The following is a 19292-nucleotide window of genomic DNA, read 5'->3' as shown; positions in this document are numbered from 1 at the left end:
AAAGCATTATTTAAACTTTTGCGTTATAATGACTCTGTAATTGAAAGCGCTTGATAGAAAAGGAGGATGTTTTAATGAGATTTTTTATCGATACAGCGAACGTAGAAGAGATTAAAAAGGCTAACAGAATGGGGTTCATTGCCGGCGTAACGACAAACCCATCGCTAGTTGCCAAGGAAGGTCGCGATTTTAATGAGGTCATTCAAGAAATTACATCCATTGTTGACGGACCAATTAGCGGCGAAGTAGTTAGTTTAGAAGCAGATGAGATGATTGCAGAAGGTCGGGTTATTGCAAAAATTCATCCTAATATGGTTGTGAAAATACCGATGACTGGTGAAGGTTTAGCGGCTGTGAAAGTACTGACAGAAGAAGGCATTAAAACGAATGTGACGCTTGTTTTTTCTGCTACACAAGCCTTACTTGCAGCACGAGCAGGGGCGACATACGTATCACCATTTTTAGGGCGCTTAGATGATATCGGTGACGATGGTTTAGTACTTATTCGTGATATCTCGGAAATTTTCGAAATTCATGGTATTCCAACAGAAATTATTTCAGCGAGTGTGCGGCATCCGATCCATGTAATCGAGTGTGCGAAGGCTGGTGCAGACATTGCTACAGTGCCATTTAAAGTGTTTGAACAAATGCTGAAACATCCTTTGACCGACAGTGGGATTGATAAATTCCTAGCAGATTGGGAAGCGGCAAAAAAATAACAAGGCAGGTTTCTAACTATGAATCGAACTTTTACCGTAAAAAAAGCGCACAGCAGCAAGTATCCTAATCCGCTTTTTGTAAATAAAAATGAGCCTATTTGGGTGTTTGAAGAAGATACGGAATATCCGGGTTGGATTTTTTGCAAAGTGAAGTCATCTGGAAAAGAAGGCTGGGTTCCGAAACAAATTATTCAATTGGGAAGCGATGCGAAAAGTGGAACGGTGACAGAAGATTATTCTGCGCGCGAACTTAACGTGAAGCCAGGCGACAAATTAGAAAGCAATCGTGAACTTAATGGCTGGGTTTGGTGCGTGACGGAGGATAATGAAGCTGGCTGGGTACCACGGGAAAATTTAGACGTGTAAAATGTTTCACGTGGAACATTTTAAGTGAATATAGCAAAAAAGCGAAGGGTTTAGTTTTACTTTCGCTTTTTTTGTGGAATAATTAAGTAACGATAGAAGAATCTAGGTGGATTTATGGAAAATTGGAAGAAGAATTTGTATGTTGTCTGGGTGGGGTGTTTTCTGACTGGGACCGGATTAAATTTAATCATGCCATTTTTACCATTATATATTGAGGAATTAGGCGTACATAATCCGGATCAAGTAAGCATGTGGTCAGGGATCGCGCTCAGCTCTACTTTTTTAGTATCTGCTATTATGTCGCCAATTTGGGGTAAACTAGCAGACCAAAAAGGGCGAAGAATTATGCTTTTACGCGCTGCATTAGGTATGGCGATCGCGATGATTTTAATGGGCTTGGTGAGTAATGTGTACCAATTCGTTGGCTTGCGCTTATTAATGGGTGTTTTCTCCGGGTACATTTCAACGGCGAATGCGCTTGTCGCGACACAAGTTCCGCGCCACCGTAGCGGTTGGGCTCTTGGGGCATTATCGACAGCGGCGGTATCTGGTGTTTTAATCGGTCCATTAATTGGTGGAGCGTTGTCAGATACATTTGGCGTCAGACCAGTATTTTACATCACAGGTGTACTTCTTTTAGGCAGTTTCTTCCTAACGCTTTTCTTTGTGAAAGAGAAATTTACACCAGTAGAGAAAAAAGAAATGCGATCAGGGAAAGAGGTTTTCTTGGCGCTTAAAAATCCTGGCTTAATCATTTCGCTGTTCATTACGACGATGATGATTCAAATAGCGTCCAACTCAGTGAACCCAATTTTGACATTGTACGTACGGGATTTAGCGGGGAATGCGCAGAACATTGCTTTTATAAGTGGGATGATTGCTTCGATTCCCGGGGTCGCAGCGCTCATTGCGGCACCTCGGCTTGGTAGATGGGGGGACCGAATTGGTTCAGAGCGAATCTTATTAGGCGCGCTGATTGGGTCAATGCTACTCCAAATCCCAATGGCTTTCGCGCAAAATCCATTACAACTCGGAATATTGCGCTTCTTACTAGGACTTACAGACGGCGCTTTACTTCCAGCAGTTCAATCGCTACTCACGAAAAATACGCCACGTGAAGTGTCCGGTCGGATTTTTGGTTATAATCAATCGTTTCAATATATTGGGAATGTCATCGGACCGCTTGTAGGATCGAGTGTTGCTGCTCATTTTGGTTACGGCGATGTCTTCCTTGTGGTTGCTGGTTTTATTTTTATCAATGTACTAATCAGTTTTTATTTCAACCGAAAAATGCATAGAGAGAAGGGAAATCATGCCAACTGATTTAATAAAATTACCCGGAATAGGTAAAAAAATGGTGCTGATGTTAAACGAAATCGGGATTGAAGAGATTGCGGATTTAAAAGGAAAGAATCCACTCGAACTATATGAAGATACTTGCGATAAGCGCGGTGAGCGGATGGATCCGTGCGTGCTATATACGTATCGTTGTGCGGTATATGTTGCGGAAACAGATGCAGACAAGCAGGAGCCAGACCTACGTAAATGGTGGAATTGGAAAGATAAACAGCATACGAATGAAAGGAATTGAAAGAATGAATAGTTTGAATGAAGCGATTAAACAAGCAGAACATATCGTTTTTCTGACTGGCGCGGGTGTTTCCGTCCCTTCAGGAATTCCGGATTATCGTTCGAAAAATGGTTTGTACGCGGGAATGGCCAGTCCGGAATATATGCTAAGCCACACATGTCTCGTGCGCGAACCGGAGAAATTTTATCAATTTGTTACGGAAAATATGTATTATCCGGATGCAGCGCCAAATGAGATTCATGCAAAAATGGCTAAAATTGAAACGGAGAAAAATGTCACAATCATTACGCAAAATATTGATGGTCTTCACGAAAAAGCTGGCTCAAAAAATGTGGTGAATTTCCACGGTAGTTTATACCATTGCTATTGCCAGAAATGCGGAATGACTGTTCCAGCCGAAGCTTATTTGAAATCAGATATTCATGTTGATTGTGGTGGAGTCATTCGGCCGGATGTGGTGTTATACGAAGAGGCAATTCCAGAAAATGCGATAGATCAGTCACTCGCAGCTATTAGGAAAGCGGATTTAATTGTTATTGTTGGGACTTCTTTCCGCGTGAGCCCGTTTTGTAATTTAACTGATTATCGAAATAAAAAAGCGCGAATTTTTGCTGTGAACAAAGAACGAATTTCACTACCGTACCCATTTGAAATGATTGAAAGTGACGCGCTGAAAGTTTTTGCGGAGATGTGAAACCTTGCAGTAATGGGGGTGGCGTGATAAAATTTTCTTAACCGGCAAGTGTCCGGAATATTTAGAGGAAATGATTATTCGTTTTCTCGATGAAAATAAGGAGTGGAGAGTTCCATATGAACCCTGACCCCGAGAGTCAGCAGATTATCTTGCAGTTAATTCTTATTGTTGTGTTGACTATGCTCAACGCATTCTTTGCCTCAGCAGAGATGGCCCTTGTATCACTGAACAAAAATCGTGTGAAAAGCCAAGCAGAAACCGGTGATAAAAAAGCCATTATGCTCGCTAAACTCGTCGATGATCCAAGTAAATTTCTAGCTACTATTCAAGTTGGTATCACGCTTGCGGGATTCTTTTCCAGTGCGTCAGCCGCGACTAGCATTGCGACTAGGCTTGAATCGGTTTTTGGTGGAAGCAGTTTTGCGAAAGAGCTGTCTATTATCGTCGTAACGATTGTGTTGTCTTACATCACGTTAGTTTTCGGTGAGCTTTATCCAAAACGTTTAGCACTCCAAAAATCAGAAAAAATTGCACGTGTTTCTGTACGACCAATTATGGCAGTTGGCGTTGTGCTTCGTCCGTTCGTAAAATTCTTATCTTTTTCAACAGACATTCTTGTCAAATTAACGAGAATGGAGAAAAATACCGATAATGAAAAAATGACACGGGAAGAAATGCAGCTACTAATTGAAACCGGTCGACGTGACGGTGTAATTGAGGTAGAAGAATTACAAATGCTTCGTGGTGTATTTGAAATGGACAATAAATACGCGCGTGAAGTAATGGTGCCGCGAACAGATGCGTTTATGGTTGATGCCGAAACAGAATCGGAAGCGCTTTGTGACGCATTATTAAATGAGAATTTTTCAAGAGTTCCCGTCTATACTGGCGATCAGGACTCCGTGCTGGGTATTCTGCATATGAAAGATTTCTTTGCAGAAGCGAGAAAGTCAGGTTTTGAAAACATCAATGTGAAGTCGCTCGTTAAAGATGCTTATTTTGCGCAAGAGACGATGTTTATTGATGACCTACTGAAAAACATGCAAAGAACAAGAAACCAAATGGCGATTTTAATGGATGAATACGGTGGCGTTGCAGGTATTGTTACTGTAGAAGATTTATTAGAAGAAATTGTCGGCGAAATTGACGATGAAAATGATGTTTTCTCAGATGAAGTAAAGAAAATCGATGAGAACACATTTATCTTAGAAGGCCGCATGCCACTTGATGATTTTAATAAAATGTTTCACGTGGAACTTCCATCACGTGGGGTAGATACTGTTGCTGGATTTGTGCTCACCTTAACAGGGACCATTCCAGAAGAGGATGATGAAGTCGTAGTCGAATACGGTACACTTCGATTCACAGTAGAAGAAATGAATGATGCCAGATTGGTTTCGGTTCGTGTGGAAAAAGATATTCAAACACACGAATTAGAGCAGATGGCTTAATGATAAAAATAGAAGTGCGGTATGAGAAATCTGTCCGCACTTTTTTCTTAGGAATGAGGTTTTTAAAATGCCAAATATTAAAGAAATAGCCAAATTAGCGGGAGTTTCAGTGACGACAGTGTCGCGCGTACTTAATAACCATCCGTATGTTGCGGAGGAAAAAAGGGCTCGTGTGCAAGCTGTTATCGATGAATTAGACTATTCTCCTAACCGTAACGCCATGGATTTAGCGCGTGGTAAAACAAATACGGTTGGCGTGATTATACCTTATAATGATCATCCGTGGTTTGACAAAATTGTGAATGGTATTTTGGAAGCAGCTTTTAAAAACCGTTATTCGGTGACACTTTTTCCAACAGGATATGATCCGAAAGAAGAAGAAAAGTACTTGATGCGCCTCAAAACGAAACAAGTGGATGGTCTGATTATTACTTCACGTGCCAACAATTGGGATGTGATTTTGCCGTATCTGGCGTATGGTCCGATTATTGCGTGCGAGTACGTGGAGTCTAAAGAGATATCGTGTTCTTATATTGACCGCGTGAAGGCGTACCGGGCTGGATTTCAATTTTTGCAAGATGAGGGTTATACAAAAGTGGCGTTTACAGCAGGTCGGGCGTCGCGTGAAAGTACGAGTACATACGGGAAAATTAATGCATATGAGCAGGTTTTTGGTCCGGTTGAGGACAATCGTTTTTTAAGTGAATGTTATACGTTCGAGGATGGTTTAAAAGCTGGGGAACATTTCTTTGCGGAAGGAAAAGACTGGCCTGATGCAATTTATGCGAATGGCGATGAGGTTGCTGCGGGCGTTATGTTTCACGTCAAAAAACTTGGTTTGCGCGTGCCGGAAGATGTTGCTATTTTAGGACAAGAAAATCTCCCAATTGGTAAGGCGCTAGAAATCACGACGCTCGATCATCACCTGAAAAAATTGGGAGAAAATGCTTTTACTATTTTCGAACAAGGTAAATTGCAAAGAATTAAAGTGGAACATGAGTTGATTAGAAGAAAAACAGTGTGATTTAAAAATATTTTTATTAAATTGCTTGACATGAAACCCATTTCATCATTTAAAACTAATATATAAGGTGATGAAGGAGGCGGATGATATGAAATTAGATGGAGTATGTAAGGTTAATTCAGCCCTTGGAATGGAATATCAATTCGGAGAGTTTTATATCGATAGAGATTACCTTGTTTTCGACCAAAACTTTAGCTTGGGTATGAAAAAACGACAAACATTTCCAATCGTTAAACTAGAAAAGATGGCGTTAGTCCGGGAAAAAGAGGAAATGCTGTTAACATTTAGCTGCGATAATATCGAATTTGAACTAAACGGAAATTCTCATGCCAATTTGCGCGAATTTCGGGATTTACTTCAAAATAAAGGCACAAATGCTGCGGATATTCAAAAAGCAGAAAAAGCGAGATATACAACCCACCACTATCACAACTTCGCTAAATCTTGAGGGAGGAATTCATAATGTATAAAGCAATAATTTTTGACGTAGATGGAACTATTCTGGACACGGAAAGAGCTGTTTTACATTCTCTTCAAGCGGTTTTGGCCGAGGAAGGATTAAGTTATGAGTTAGATGAATTGCGATTCGTACTTGGAATTACCGGAGCGGCTGCGGTTGAACAGTTAAACATTTTAGACGAAGAAAAAGTATTAGATAAATGGATTGAACGAGAGGCGACATTTATTGAAGAAGTAGAGATTTTTGATGGAATTCATGAGGTGTTGCACGCGATTCCAGAAAGCGGCGTCGTTACTTCTAAAAATGCGTTAGAAATGGAGAAAGGTTTTTATCCGTTTGATATTCACGGGCATTTTCAAGCAATTGTTTGCGCGAGTGATACGGAAAATCATAAACCTCACCCAGATCCACTGCTGAAAGGTTTGGAAATTCTTGGAAGAGAGCCGCATGAGGTGCTTTATATCGGAGATTCTTCTTATGATATGAAATGTGCCCATGCCGCCGGAGCTCATTTTGGCTTAGCGCTTTGGGGTGCAAAAACGACAGATGGCTTTGAAAATGCTGAAATTGTATTTGAAAAACCTGCAGATATTTTAGCTTATGTGAGTAAATAAATAAAACCCGCTTACCTTGGATAAAGGTGAGCGGGTTTTTTCGTTATAATTTGTTATAGTGTTCGTCGGAAACTGGTTCTAGCCAAGTGGTTCCACCTAATTCAACATTCGTGGAAATGGCTAAATGAACAAACCAGCTATCTTTTGTAGCGCCGTGCCAATGTTTTACGTCTTTAGGAATAGTCACGACGTCGCCCTCTTTTAGAAGTTGGGCAGGTTTGCCTTCTTCTTGGTAGTAGCCGCTTCCGCCCGTGACAAGCAGGATTTGCCCGCCATCATGTTTATGCCAATTATTTCGAGCTCCCGGTTCGAAAGTAACATTTCCAATCGGACAATTATAAATAGTGTCTTCTGGAACAAGCATTTTTAAATAAGCGTTGCCGATAAAGTAGTCATTTGTAATTAGCTCACCTTTATCAAAAATAACGCTGTTTTCGAGTGTAGCCATTATCAATTACCCCTTTCGAATTTAAAAATCTTTTAGTTTTTGTTGGGCTGGAATGAGATGGGTATCGTAATTATCAATTTTGAAGTCGAGACGATCAAGCGCATCTTGCATGACGTCAATACGATTTTTTAGGTCAATGCGCTGTTCTTTAAGTAATTCGGCGCGGGCTTCTAGAGTATGCTCGCCTTCCCGGAAAAGTGCTAAGTAATCAATCAAGGCTTCAATGGATAAACCAGCGCGGCGCATTTGGCGGCTAAACTGAATCCAGCGTAAATCTTCTGCGCCGAATTTGCGGACGCCATTTTCATTGCGATGTACAGGTGGAATTAAGCCAATTCGTTCATAGTAGCGAATTGTATCAGCCGAAACGCCACTTTTTTCACTAGCTTCTTTGATGTTCATTGTTAGTTCTTCAGAAGCATCTACAGCAAAAAGAACTGTTTCGTTTTTTGACATAACCATTCTCCTTTGCGTATTTGATATATTTATTGTATTCCTTGGAGTGAACTTCAAGTCAAGCGAAAACACCAACCATGTGAAAAAATTATTACTGGTTGGTGTTTTGAGTATTTGTTTGAAGTGTTGCGAGATAAGCCAGTAGTAGCCCGTCCATTTTGCGGAGCGACAGATTTGTTTGCTCGTGAAATTTATCGAGACGATATTGAATAGTATTCCGGTGCATAAAAAGTTCTTTCGCAGTGAGGCTGATATTTCCTTGGTTTTTAAATAACGTATGAATCAGCGGGATCCACGTGTCATCTTGATGGAAAAGAATATTGAGTTCATTGGTGATTAAACTTTCTTTCATTCGCCGTGCAATGACTTTTAAACTTTCAGAAGCGACCGTTTGAACTACTTCACGATTGTTAAAATTAAAAATTGTTCGTTCCTCTGCAAATAAGCCTCGGAGTTGCATATTTAGCGGATGGAAAAGCCCCATAAAAAAGGTGGACTGGATATAAAAATCACTTTCAAGCGTGCTAGCAACAGCAACTAGTTCTTCTTCTCCAAGCAGCGAGCCCGTAGATTTTTCAATAATGACGCCATAATTAGCCGAAAACATAATCAGTTCGGCATCGGGGCTAAAGAAACTTAGTAACGCTTTTTGCCATTCTTGTAGCATACTTTTAGTCGTTGTCGTTTTAATATGAAACTGGGTTATGCGATAAGTGTCTTTTTCAGTTGTAATCGCCATTTCTTCCTTACCAAATAATAAGTCGAACCAAAATTGGCTGGCTTCTTTTGTGAAACTTGGCAAAGGTTCTGGAAATAGCGTATGTAATAACGTAGCTTCCTCTTCTGAAAGATCCGCTTTAGGAATAGTAAAATAATGCGGTTCTTCAAAAAAAGAAATTGTATCTGAGCTTGATTTTATTGGGTTCTTTGAAACGACTATATTGGGATATCTATTTTTTAATATTTTAATATGCATCGTGGATAGCACCCCTTTTCTATCTTTATTTTTACAAAAGAAAGAAAGGAAGTCAAATTATTGCCCGGGAAATAAAAAGGTTGCGCAGTCAACTAAATTGTTGCTATAATATAATGGTTGACGCCGCAACTAATTATGTGGCGGATTTTTTTATGAGGAGTCGGATAAATGGCAGAGAGACAAGAAAGTTTAGCGAAAGCCATCGCAATTATTCATCGTTCGGAAAGTACTTTTAAAAATAAAAAATTACTAGAAACTGGACTTAATATAGGCCAATTACGTTATTTATGGACGCTTTATAAAGAAGATGGAATTTCCCAAGAATCGATGGCAAAACGGTTTATGGTCGATAAGGCGAGCGTGACGCGGCATATTAAACGCCTGGAGGAACTCGAGATGATTCGCCGCGAAATCGATACGAAAGATAGACGTATTCAACGGATTTTTGTAACAGAAACTGGTTTTAAAATGCGTGATTTAATTGAAGAAGTGACGGAAGAATGGTCCGCGCTTTTAACAGCCGGTTTTAGCGAAAAAGAGAAAGATGATTTAATGCATTTGATAGGACGTTTGTCTGATAATGCGATTATAGCAGTTGAAGGAGGAGAAGCTGAATGAAAGAACAGAGTAAACGATTAGGTGAAGATAGCATTCCATCACTCATGGCGCGATTGTCGATTCCGGCATTTATCGGTATGTTTGTTATGGGGATGTATAATATTGTTGATACGATTTTCGTATCGTACGGCGTTGGTCCATCAGGGGTTGCGGCACTTTCAATTGCCTTCCCGGTCCAAATGATACTAATGGCGATGGCAGCGATGTTTGGGATTGGGGGCGCGTCGATTATTTCCCGCTCGCTTGGTGCTGGCGAACAAAAACACGCAGATAAAGTGTTCCACCAAGTTATTTGGTTAGTGCTTATTTCAAGTATTTTTATCGCGATTGTTACTTTTATTTTCTTAGATCCGCTTATTACGCTTTTCGGGGCGCCGGCGGATATTCATGATATTGCCAGTGATTTCTTATCGCTTATTTTACTCGGCGCTGTGTTCCAAACCTTTGCGATGGCGATGAATAATATCGTTCGCTCGGAAGGTAATGCAAAAACAGCGATGTTAACTATGATTATTTCTGCCATTTTAAATATGATTTTAAACCCAATTTTCATTATGGGATTCGGTATGGGCGTCCGCGGTTCAGCACTTGCGACCGTTATTGCACAAGCAGTTGGCGCGATTTGGCTCTTGATTTACTTTTTATCAGGCAAAAGTACTTTATCTTTAAAAGGGTTCTCATTCCGAATGGATTTCCCGCTGATTCGCCGGATTATGGCAATCGGGTTCCCGTCATTCATTATGATGTCTGCTGGGAGTATCGTAACGGTTGCGGTAAACTGGATGCTAAATATTTACGGTGGAACGATGGCGATTGCAGTGTACGGGATTGCGAACCGAATTGCGTCGTTCGTCATTATGCCTATTAACGGTGTAACGCAAGGGATGCAACCAATCGTCGGCTTCAACTATGGCTCTAGACAATTCGAGCGCGTAATGAAAGCTGTCAAAGTGTCAATGATAGCTGCGACCGTGATGTCACTAATTGCTTGGGGTTTAGTAGAAATTTTCCCGGGATTGCTCGTACGAATCTTCTCTAACGACCCAGAACTAATTGCCCAAGGAACAACCGCTGTTAGATTTATGCTTCTAGCTGCTCCAACTATTGGTTTCCAAATCGTCTGCGGAGGGCTCTATCAAGCGCTTGGTCGAGCAAGGATTTCATTTATCATTTCATTGATGCGCCAAATCATTTGTTTAGTACCACTTTTACTTATTTTGCCGCAGTTCTTTGGTTTAGATGGGATTTGGTACGCGTTTCCGCTAGCAGATTTAGGCGCGTTCACCGTTTGTCTTGTGATTATGAGCAAAACTTGGCGCCGAATTTTTAAAAATCCCGAGATAGTTTAAGCTAAAATGAATTGGGTATTTTCTAACTAGTGTCTCAAAAACAAAGGAGCGATTTAAATGGCAAAAATGTACCCGTATTTAGCTTTTGAAAACGCAAAAGAGGCTTTAGGATATTATGAAGAAGTGTTCGGAGCAACGAATATCACGAGGTTGCCAGTAACCGAAGAACAAAGCGAAATGTTTGGTCTAGCGAAAGAAAATCTAGAGAATACAACAGTTCACGGTGGATTTACAGTACTCGGCGCGAACTTGTTTTGTTCAGATTCTTTCGGAAAAGAAGTGAAGCCTTCCAACCAAATCTCCATTATGCTCGATTCTAACAGCGAGGACCCTGTGGCAGTAGCGGATGCCGATGCTTTCTTTGAAAAAGTGAGTTCATCGGGAAGAGTCAATGTAACGCTGCCTTTTGCAGAGCAGTTTTGGGGCGGTAAAATGGGGCAATTCGTTGATGAATACGGCATTTCTTGGATGATTCATACGCAACCATATTCTAAATTATAACAAGCAAGTGGACCAAGATATCAGCTATCTTGGTCCACTTTTTTATTTGGATTCAATTTTGTCATTAAGTAATGTTCGCCAATGCCGGGAATGACAAACGATTTGCCGACTTTACGATAGCCATGTTTTTCATAAAATCCAACAGCCACAATCCGCGCATTGCACCAAATAAGGTCAGCATCGCGTTTCCAAATTTCCGCTTCCCCTTTCGCGAGTAGTGCCGTACCTAAGCCTTTCAAACGCATCCGCCGTTCAGTCGCCACTCCGCGAATACGGTACTGCGTAGGATTCGGAATAATCGCCGAATTTTCCGGATAAAAACTCGCAATCCCGAGCAAAACATCATTTTCAAAAGCGCCTAGATGAAACGTATCCTCCAAATCATCATGTAGATAAATCGCATTGCTTTCAGGTTGTTCCGGGCGAAGAACCCGGTGCCTAATATCCTGCGTATCTTTTGCTTTGATTAGCTTGATTTCCACGGCACTCACCTCCACATTATTTCTTTCTATTATAACCAATCTTTCTAAAATATCTATTCAAAAGTTAATTTTGTTTCATAGGAATAACCACGAACCAGCTCTTGATCTATCCAAGCAACCGTTTCTTGTAAAAGGTAATTTGCATTTTCAGCCGGTATTTGCCAATTGTGTGGAGTGACAAATGCCTGCCGCTCACTTGCTACTAAATGACGTTCACCGGGCGCGCCAATCGAATTGTCCAGCTCAACAAAAAGATAAGCCTGCCCGTCTAAAACAAAATAACCAGGAAACTGTAAATAACTTTTCGAAAGGCCCAGTCGGCTCACGGTTTTCTGAACTTCTTGATGGAAAACCGGGTCGTTTAGAATATCCGCATGAATAGGAGTGAGAAGTGGTTCTGTAAGCAAAAGCCGGGCAGATGTTAGTTGCTCTGTCTTTTCAGGTTCCCGTTTTAACAGGCCTTGATAACGGTCAATAAGCCACTTTTTACGAGCAATGCGAGCTTCTTCATCGATTAATTTTTGCTGATATTTAATAAGTAAATCGGGCAAACTTTCCGATGTATTTTTGTCGAGGTATTGTTTGAGTTCTTGCAAGGAAAACCCCATGTATTGAAGTGCTTGAATGAGGTTGAGTTGTTCTTCTTGAGCCGTTTTATAGTAGCGGTATCCAGAAGTCGGATCGGTAAAAGCGGGGACCAAAAGCCCGATTTTGTCATAATAGCGCAGTCGTTGGATGGAGAGCTGACTTTTCTTGGCCATTTCCCCAATGGAAAAAAGCGGTTCCACATGTATCACCCTTTCGTCTTGACTCTATAGTTACTATACACTTTATCATAAAGGTAATTCAAAGCGAGAGGTGAAAAAAATGAAAATTATTGTGGAAAAAGACTACGAAAATATGAGTAAAACAACGATGCAACTGCTTTTAGGGAAAATGTATCAAGATAAGTCCGTGCATTTGGCAATTACAGCAGGCTCCACACCGAAGCGAATGTACGAACTAATGGTAGAAGAAATGAAAGAAAAAGCACCACTGACAAATGTAAGCTATTATAATTTTGACGAAATTCCAATTGGTGACGAAAAATATGGCGTAACCATTGCCAATTTAAAAGCAATGTATTTTGATCCAGCGGGAATCCCAGAAGAACAAATTCATATGTTAGACACAAAAAACTATCTAGAACACGACGCGCAATTGAAAGAAGTAGGCGGCTTGGATGCGATTTTAATCGGGATTGGTGAAGATGGTCACTTCTGCGGGAACTTACCAGGCGTAACAAAATTCGGTGATGAAACCCGGCTTGTTTCTGTTCAATCCCGCCCAGATATGTTCGATATTTTGCTCGGAGAAGTAGGCGGTGACGCAAAAAAAGTTCCAGAATATTACGTAACAATGGGACCAAAAAACGTCATGCAAGCAAAACAAGTCATTCTATTCGCAAACGGCAAGAAAAAAGCAGCGATTATTAAAAAAGCGCTACAAGGCCCAGTGACAGAAGACATTCCAAGCTCCATTTTCCAATTACACCCTAACTTTACGGTGGTGCTGGACGAGGAAGCTGCAAGTGAGTTAAATATTTAAAAATAGGCCAGCGCTGTTGCTGGCTTTTTTTGTGGGACGAAAGCGGGAAATGTTTGTGATTTAAAGTGCAAAGAGCGGTGTTTTTGTGATAAAATGGCTTCAAAAGACTTGCGGGAAGTCTAACTTAAATCTTCATGAATTTACAGATAGAAATGGAGTTTTTTTATGAAAATCAAAATCTCTTTTAAGGAAGCTAATCATTTACTAGATATAAGAGACGAAAGAGCAAAAGAAACCGACACTTTACGAGGTCTGCAACTGTTTATTCTTGCACTTTTTTGTGGATTTATGGCACTTTTGCCGTTAAAAAATTCTATAGTTATAACAAGCATCCTTATTCTAATTATAGTAATAAGCTATATTTATTATTGTACTTTGAAGTCTAGCAACAAGCTTTTGGAAGACTTTGGATGGCAGCTAGCTAAATATATAATGCTCCAGACTATTACCGTGAGCTTAATATTAGGAATAAGAGTCAATGGCGATAGACCTTTCGGAGATTTTTACATTTTAGTAGCGCTGTGTTATTTGTTTTTGATTGCGGTGTTTAGCTATTTCCGCTGTAAAGCAATGATATTAAATTATCTAAAAAGCAATAATATCAATCTGAAAAAATCCGCATCAATTAAAATATGGGATAAAGGATTTTCTAAACTTTTAATAGGAATGCTAGTAATGATTATCCTTGGAACTCAAATATACAGACTAAGTAAATGGTGGTTCATTGGGGATGATAGTTCGCTAAGTGTAATATCTATCCAAAATGAATGGCTCGGAGCTTTAGTAGTATTAGCCGGCGGGATCTTCTTGCTATTACTTCTAATTATTTTCTCACTACTCCCAACATTAGCATTTAATCCAAAAATAATTACAAACGGTATCTTGCTAAAAAAATATGCAACAGAATTTCAACAAGAAAATGCGAGGAGCAACCAATGAACACACTAACCAAACTAATAAATTCCGTTTCTTCTGAGAACGCCTTAGAGAAGAATTCAATACATCGGATATATGAGAACTTGAATGGCACAGGAAAAGAATTAATGCCTAAGTCGCTAAAACTATACATTTTAGCTGGTTTTTCTTGGCTGATATGCTTGATTTCCGGAGCTAAAGGGGTTGGTTTTCCAATCACTGCATCCATTATAATCCTAGGTGTTTTTATAGGCTATGCCAGAAGTAAAGCTTACTTTAAGAATGCAGCATACACAATCTCTGTTTACTTACTAACACAAACTGCAGTCTTGTTTTTCTTATCCGTTTGGATGCCTTGGAGAAACCCAGATATGATTAAAACATTTGCTATTACATATATTTTATTAGGATATGCCCTCTCTTTTTACATTATAAGGATTAGACTAATTGAAGATGTGCAGATAAACTACCTGATAAATGATGGAAAATTAATCAGAAAAAGAAAAACAATAAAGGTATTAAAAATAATAGCCACTATTTTAGGGATTTCTTTGGTAGTTGCTATGCTGGTAACGCGAATTTATACGATGAATAGTGATTGGTGGAATAACAGCGACAATTACGATTATTCATATGACTCTTTTGCGGGAACTATTATATACATTTTCTCTATATTTATCGGCCTAGCAAATTTAGCACTATTCACGCTATTCCCAACGTCTCTTTTAAAATCATCAGTTGTGGTAAACGGTCTTATTTATAAAAAGCACGCGGCGGATTTCCAAAAGGAATACGAGTTCACGGATAAGGAATGGTATGGTGAATAGACATATAAAAATGAATCCATTATCCAAACTACTAGATTCCATTTCTTTTGAAAGCGCCTTAGAAAAAAATTCGCTACACCGCATATATGAAACACTGAACGGTACAGGTAAAGAATTATTCCCCCGAACGCTAAAAATATTCGGTTTCGCTAGTATTTCTTTGCTAATATGCTTGTTTTCGGGATATAACTGGTACGTGTTTCCGATTCTCGCATCCATAATAATTATAGGTATTTGCATAGGATATTTCAGAAGTAGTCTTTATTTCAAGAATGCTGCATACACGTTTTCTGTATATTTATTTGCACAAACTACCCTTGTTTTTTATATTACGTCTATTCAAATATCGGATAATCTAATGACAAATAGAATAGTGGCTTGCCTATATATTTTATTTGGGTATTGTTTATCATTGTATATCATCAAAATAAAGCTGATTGAAAATGTTCAAACAAAGTATTTGGCGAATGATGAAAAGCTAGGCAAGAAAAAAGGGGCAATAAAGGCTGTAAAAATATTATCTGCAGTTTTAGTGGGTTTTATAGTACTAGTAATTGTAAGTATGCAATTTTATCGGGTTAATAAATGGTGGATTGATGGATCTAATTCCGATGCTCTCTCGGGATTAAATGGAACCTTCGCGGGAACAATTCTATCAGCAATCCTTATGGCCATAGGTGTAGCAATTTTAATTATAATCACATTGCTTCCAACGCTTCTTTTAAATACAGCAGCTGTGGTAGATGGATATATTTATAAAAAATACGCAGAAGAATTCAGGAAAGAATATGAGTTTACAGAAAAAGAATGGTACGGGGAATGAAACTGACAAATATATTAATCAACAAAGAAATCATCCAAAAAATCAGCTTTAATCAAGCCAGCCAAGTAATCAACAAGACAACCATAGAAAAAACAATGAACCAAAAAATGTTGCTTTTGAGATATATTATCTTTGCAATTATCATCAGTATTGAAATCCTATTAGCGAGCACCTTCTCTGGTTGGGTTGTTAGCAGCCCGGTATTTGCATTAATAGAATGGGCTGTTGTTTTAGTCACAATCATTTATTTTTTTAAGATAAATTTAAAAAGTTTCTCGGAAAACTATTTATCAAGATTTTATTCATGTTGTTCTATTATTTTTAGTATTATATCGGTTATTTTTTCACTTGGATTATGGTTTGTATTCGGAGCATTTTCAGCGGGTATAAAAGATGAATATATGGCGCAGGTTGTGATACAAACTATTAGCGCGGTTGGCGGTGTTACGCTGGTTATCTTTGCAATCTACAAATATTTACAATATCTCGAAATAAACGAACTAGCAGATTTTGATTCAACAATTAAAATTCCTTTATGGGGAAAAATTATTGATAAGTCCTTAATTTATGGCATTGTTATTGTTATAGCGGGTATGCAAATTTATCGAATGAATAAATTTTGGCTTTTAAATGACGACTCGTGGATTTCTACAATGTTAGTTCCGCTGGGGCAAATAGTGTTAGTAGCTATTGTTGTATTTTTATTAGTAGCTATTCCCGTGCGCTTTTTTTACCCAGATTTTGTCAAAAGTTACTTGCTTCAAAAGTATACAGAAGCGTTTCGTAAAGAACATGGTTTCACTGAGAAACAATGGTACAGCGAATAAATAGAAAAAGAAGCCCTCAACCGAGGACTTCTTTTTTTCTACAACATCATCCATGCACACTAGCAAACTCCGCATCACGCAACTCGACGCGGCGAATCTTCCCAGAATCCGTTTTCGGCAATGCCTCAACAAACTCAATCCGGCGTGGGTACTTATATGGAGCCGTTTGTTCTTTCGTAAATGTTTGTAATTCATGCACAAGCTCATCGGTGCCCTCGTAGCCATCTTTTACAACGATAAATGCTTTTACAACGGTTCCGCGGATTTCGTCAGGGCTTGCGACAACAGCGACTTCTTTTACGGCTGGGTGATGTGTGAGCGCATCCTCTACTTCGAACGGTCCAATCGTGTAACCGGAACTAATAATAATATCGTCATTCCTCCCTTGGAACCAGTAGTAATTATCTTCATCGCGGATAGCACGGTCACCAGAAACAAAATAATCACCACGAATCGCTTTTTGCAAACGTTCTGGTTCCTTATAATACTCTTTAAAAAGTGCCGGGAAGTCTCTACGCATCGCGATGTCACCAATCTCACCAACGCCGACTGGATTACCGTCAGCATCAATAATCGCCATATATTCTGGCATAATCGGTTTGCCCATCGAACCCGGGCGAATCGGCGTATCAACAAGTGTCCCAATTAAAAGCGTGCTCTCCGTTTGGCCGTAACCGTCACGAACTTTAACATCAAAATTGTCTTGGAAAACTTGAATTACTTCGCGGTTTAAAGGTTCGCCCGCTGATACGGCGCTACGAAGTGAACTTAAATCGTGTTCGCGCAGATTGTTCACTTTTGCCATTAAACGGTATTCTGTTGGTGTACAGCATAGCACGTTGATTTTTTCTTCTTCTAGTAGATGAAGTTGTTTTTCAGGGATAAAACGCCCGTTGTAAATGAAGCCAGTCGCGCCTTTTCCAAGTACAGAAAGGAAGGGAGACCAAACCCATTTTTGCCAACCGGGACCAGCTGTAGCCCAAACGATATCGTCTTCGTGAATATCTAGCCAATGATCGGCCGCAATACGAATATGCGCGTAACCCCAGCCGTGAATATGTACAACACCTTTAGGATTACCCGTTGTTCCGCTCGTGAAAGCAAGCAGGCAAGCGTCATCGCGAGAAGTTTCTACGCGTTCAAACTCGGTCGAAGCGGCTTCCATTAATGTTTCATAATGATCCCATCCAGATAATTTATCGCCAACAATGATTTTTTTCGAAACGGAAGGCGTATTTTCAATTTTATCAAATTCGGCAGTCATTCCATTGTAAGAAACGATTGCTTTTACATTTGCGTGATGGATGCGGTATTCTAAATCGTGTGCTTTAAGTAGCTCGGATGCTGGGATAATAATGGCACCAGCTTTCCATAAGCCCATATAAATAGCATAAGTTTCAAGTAGTCTAGGTGTCATCACAATAACATGGTCGCCTTTTTTAATACCAGCGCCTTTTACAACATTGGCAAATTTACTCGCTTGTTCCAGCAAGTGGCGGTAACTCCAAGTTTTTGTTTCACCGTGCTCATTTTTCCAAATTAAAGCGGTTTTTTCAGAACTAAATTTAGCAATCTCGTCAGTAATATTATAAAGTTCTGGAGCGATTAAGTTTTCTGAATTCATAATGACTCTCCTTTATAAGTAGATTGTATATTTTGATAATTTTGTTTTAGTACCTAGTATTAATATATGGTAATATAAATGCTCCGTGAAAGCAACTAAAGTGTTCCTGTGAAAATTTGAGCAGATTGTTCTTACATCTAATCCAAGCTATGCTAAAATAGCTATAAGTGACTTTTTAGAAATGAGGTGCATAGATGGAACGAGCTTTCTTTATGCAACAAGCGCTTGAAGAAGCCGAGAAAGCACGAGAAATTGGGGAAGTTCCAATTGGTGCAGTCGTTGTTTTAGATGGAGAAATTATTGGACGGGCGCATAATTTGCGTGAAACGAGCCAAAATGCAGTGACCCATGCGGAATTACTTGCCATTCAAGACGCGTGTAAACATCAAAATTCGTGGCGACTCAGTGGTGCAGAACTGTATGTTACGCTAGAACCTTGTCCGATGTGTAGCGGTGCCATTTTACTTTCGCGGATCGAAAAAGTTTATTACAGTGCAAAGGATCCAAAAGCTGGAACAGCGGGATCATTAATGAATTTGCTGCAAGATGACCGATTTAATCATACGTGTGAAGTAGAAGCTGGATTAATGGAAGCTGAAAGCAGTGAAATGTTAAAAAGTTTTTTCCAAGAACTGCGAAAACGGAATAAATTAAATAGGTCTTAATGCTCATTATGCGAAATGATACTTTTATGAAAGTTATTGTGAAATAAAAAGCAATAAGCCTTACCAACATTTACAGCCAGATAATAATTGCGAAATCTATCACAATCTAGCAAAAACAAAATAACATCGAAAGTACTAAATAAATTTGTCGCAAAATAGGATAAAATATACTCCAGATAGAACTCATTATAAAGTAAAAACCTTTCTTAACTAGTTCCTAAATCTTTGGAAAATAAGGATTACATATTATTGTATTATGCTTTGTGAATTACAGA

24 protein-coding genes are annotated in these 19292 nt (G+C 39.4%); 18 read left to right on the top strand and 6 right to left on the bottom strand.

Annotated features, from left to right (window positions below; genetic code table 11):
- Positions 1–74 precede the first annotated feature (74 nt).
- From fsa to HCB49_RS10505, 9 genes are all read left to right on the top strand, one after another.
- Complete coding sequence (gene fsa / locus HCB49_RS10545) at positions 75–719, top strand: fructose-6-phosphate aldolase (protein WP_008948960.1); 645 nt, start codon at positions 75–77, stop codon at positions 717–719.
- An 18-nt stretch (positions 720–737) separates the two neighbouring features.
- Complete coding sequence (locus HCB49_RS10540; RefSeq protein WP_120138722.1) at positions 738–1085, top strand: SH3 domain-containing protein; 348 nt, start codon at positions 738–740, stop codon at positions 1083–1085.
- Positions 1086–1199: 114 nt separating this feature from the next.
- On the top strand, positions 1200–2408 hold the full coding sequence (lde, locus tag HCB49_RS10535) for a multidrug efflux MFS transporter Lde (RefSeq protein ID WP_185604904.1): 1209 nt from the start codon (positions 1200–1202) through the stop codon (positions 2406–2408).
- A complete protein-coding gene (locus HCB49_RS10530) occupies positions 2398–2676 on the top strand; it encodes a helix-hairpin-helix domain-containing protein (protein WP_185604903.1) in 279 nt (92 codons plus the stop codon). Before lde ends, HCB49_RS10530 begins: the two co-directional genes overlap by 11 nt.
- Positions 2677–2680: 4 nt before the next feature.
- Positions 2681–3370 (top strand): NAD-dependent protein deacylase, encoded by a 690-nt coding sequence (locus tag HCB49_RS10525; protein WP_185604902.1) that lies wholly within the window; start codon positions 2681–2683, stop codon positions 3368–3370.
- 116 nt (positions 3371–3486) lie between these two features.
- On the top strand, positions 3487–4821 hold the full coding sequence (locus tag HCB49_RS10520; protein WP_185604901.1) for a hemolysin family protein: 1335 nt from the start codon (positions 3487–3489) through the stop codon (positions 4819–4821).
- Between the two features lie 67 nt (positions 4822–4888).
- The gene (locus tag HCB49_RS10515) at positions 4889–5845 is read left to right on the top strand and encodes a LacI family DNA-binding transcriptional regulator (RefSeq protein WP_185604900.1); all 957 of its coding nucleotides are present in this window, start codon (positions 4889–4891) and stop codon (positions 5843–5845) included.
- A gap of 88 nt (positions 5846–5933) precedes the next feature.
- On the top strand, positions 5934–6293 hold the full coding sequence (locus tag HCB49_RS10510; protein WP_185517906.1) for an RpiR family transcriptional regulator: 360 nt from the start codon (positions 5934–5936) through the stop codon (positions 6291–6293).
- A 14-nt stretch (positions 6294–6307) separates the two neighbouring features.
- On the top strand, positions 6308–6919 hold the full coding sequence (locus HCB49_RS10505; RefSeq protein ID WP_185604899.1) for an HAD family hydrolase: 612 nt from the start codon (positions 6308–6310) through the stop codon (positions 6917–6919).
- Positions 6920–6962: 43 nt separating this feature from the next.
- Here the strand turns inward: HCB49_RS10505 and HCB49_RS10500 are convergent, their stop codons facing one another.
- The 3 genes from HCB49_RS10500 to HCB49_RS10490 form a co-directional block, all read right to left on the bottom strand.
- Entirely contained in the window at positions 6963–7367 is a 405-nt protein-coding gene (locus HCB49_RS10500; protein ID WP_185579361.1) for a cupin domain-containing protein, read from the bottom strand.
- A 21-nt stretch (positions 7368–7388) separates the two neighbouring features.
- A complete protein-coding gene (locus HCB49_RS10495) occupies positions 7389–7769 on the bottom strand; it encodes a MerR family transcriptional regulator (RefSeq protein WP_185480588.1) in 381 nt (126 codons plus the stop codon).
- A gap of 145 nt (positions 7770–7914) precedes the next feature.
- Positions 7915–8799: a PucR family transcriptional regulator gene (locus tag HCB49_RS10490; protein WP_185604898.1), complete on the bottom strand. Its 885-nt coding sequence runs from the start codon at positions 8797–8799 to the stop codon at positions 7915–7917.
- 168 nt (positions 8800–8967) lie between these two features.
- Between HCB49_RS10490 and HCB49_RS10485 the strand changes: the two genes are divergently transcribed.
- The 3 genes from HCB49_RS10485 to HCB49_RS10475 are packed head-to-tail and all read left to right on the top strand — an operon-like array spanning position 8968 to position 11267.
- Positions 8968–9417, top strand: coding sequence for a MarR family winged helix-turn-helix transcriptional regulator (locus tag HCB49_RS10485; RefSeq protein ID WP_185480410.1), 450 nt, complete (start codon positions 8968–8970; stop codon positions 9415–9417).
- Positions 9414–10766, top strand: coding sequence for an MATE family efflux transporter (locus HCB49_RS10480; protein WP_014601205.1), 1353 nt, complete (start codon positions 9414–9416; stop codon positions 10764–10766). The genes HCB49_RS10485 and HCB49_RS10480 overlap by 4 nt, the downstream gene beginning before the upstream one ends.
- Positions 10767–10823: 57 nt before the next feature.
- Positions 10824–11267 carry a VOC family protein gene (locus HCB49_RS10475; RefSeq protein ID WP_185604897.1) on the top strand — a complete coding sequence of 148 codons (444 nt, stop codon included), beginning with the start codon at positions 10824–10826 and terminating at the stop codon, positions 11265–11267.
- 20 nt (positions 11268–11287) lie between these two features.
- Here HCB49_RS10475 and HCB49_RS10470 read toward each other — a convergent pair whose 3' ends face one another.
- Both HCB49_RS10470 and HCB49_RS10465 read right to left on the bottom strand, forming a co-directional pair.
- Positions 11288–11749, bottom strand: coding sequence for a GNAT family N-acetyltransferase (locus HCB49_RS10470; protein WP_185604896.1), 462 nt, complete (start codon positions 11747–11749; stop codon positions 11288–11290).
- Positions 11750–11802: 53 nt separating this feature from the next.
- Positions 11803–12537 (bottom strand): MerR family transcriptional regulator, encoded by a 735-nt coding sequence (locus HCB49_RS10465; RefSeq protein ID WP_185604895.1) that lies wholly within the window; start codon positions 12535–12537, stop codon positions 11803–11805.
- 79 nt (positions 12538–12616) lie between these two features.
- On the opposite strand from HCB49_RS10465, the gene HCB49_RS10460 reads away from it, so the two are divergent.
- The 5 genes from HCB49_RS10460 to HCB49_RS10440 all read left to right on the top strand — a co-directional run bounded on the left by HCB49_RS10460 (position 12617) and on the right by HCB49_RS10440 (position 16728).
- Complete coding sequence (locus HCB49_RS10460; RefSeq protein ID WP_185604894.1) at positions 12617–13336, top strand: glucosamine-6-phosphate deaminase; 720 nt, start codon at positions 12617–12619, stop codon at positions 13334–13336.
- Positions 13337–13501: 165 nt separating this feature from the next.
- The gene (locus tag HCB49_RS10455) at positions 13502–14275 is read left to right on the top strand and encodes a hypothetical protein (RefSeq protein ID WP_185604893.1); all 774 of its coding nucleotides are present in this window, start codon (positions 13502–13504) and stop codon (positions 14273–14275) included.
- On the top strand, positions 14272–15078 hold the full coding sequence (locus tag HCB49_RS14340) for a hypothetical protein (protein ID WP_260479523.1): 807 nt from the start codon (positions 14272–14274) through the stop codon (positions 15076–15078). The genes HCB49_RS10455 and HCB49_RS14340 overlap by 4 nt, the downstream gene beginning before the upstream one ends.
- Positions 15068–15901 carry a hypothetical protein gene (locus HCB49_RS10445; protein ID WP_260479522.1) on the top strand — a complete coding sequence of 278 codons (834 nt, stop codon included), beginning with the start codon at positions 15068–15070 and terminating at the stop codon, positions 15899–15901. The genes HCB49_RS14340 and HCB49_RS10445 overlap by 11 nt, the downstream gene beginning before the upstream one ends.
- A complete protein-coding gene (locus HCB49_RS10440) occupies positions 15898–16728 on the top strand; it encodes a hypothetical protein (RefSeq protein ID WP_185604892.1) in 831 nt (276 codons plus the stop codon). The genes HCB49_RS10445 and HCB49_RS10440 overlap by 4 nt, the downstream gene beginning before the upstream one ends.
- A 46-nt stretch (positions 16729–16774) precedes the next feature.
- Here HCB49_RS10440 and mbcS read toward each other — a convergent pair whose 3' ends face one another.
- Complete coding sequence (gene mbcS, locus HCB49_RS10435) at positions 16775–18352, bottom strand: acyl-CoA synthetase MbcS (protein WP_185604891.1); 1578 nt, start codon at positions 18350–18352, stop codon at positions 16775–16777.
- Between the two features lie 194 nt (positions 18353–18546).
- Between mbcS and HCB49_RS10430 the strand changes: the two genes are divergently transcribed.
- On the top strand, positions 18547–19017 hold the full coding sequence (locus HCB49_RS10430) for a nucleoside deaminase (RefSeq protein ID WP_185604890.1): 471 nt from the start codon (positions 18547–18549) through the stop codon (positions 19015–19017).
- Positions 19018–19292 lie beyond the last annotated feature (275 nt).

Source organism: Listeria cossartiae subsp. cayugensis, from assembly GCF_014229095.1.
GTDB classification, from domain to species: Bacteria; Bacillota; Bacilli; order Lactobacillales; family Listeriaceae; genus Listeria; species Listeria cayugensis.
This window is presented reverse-complemented; position numbering and strand designations above follow the sequence as displayed.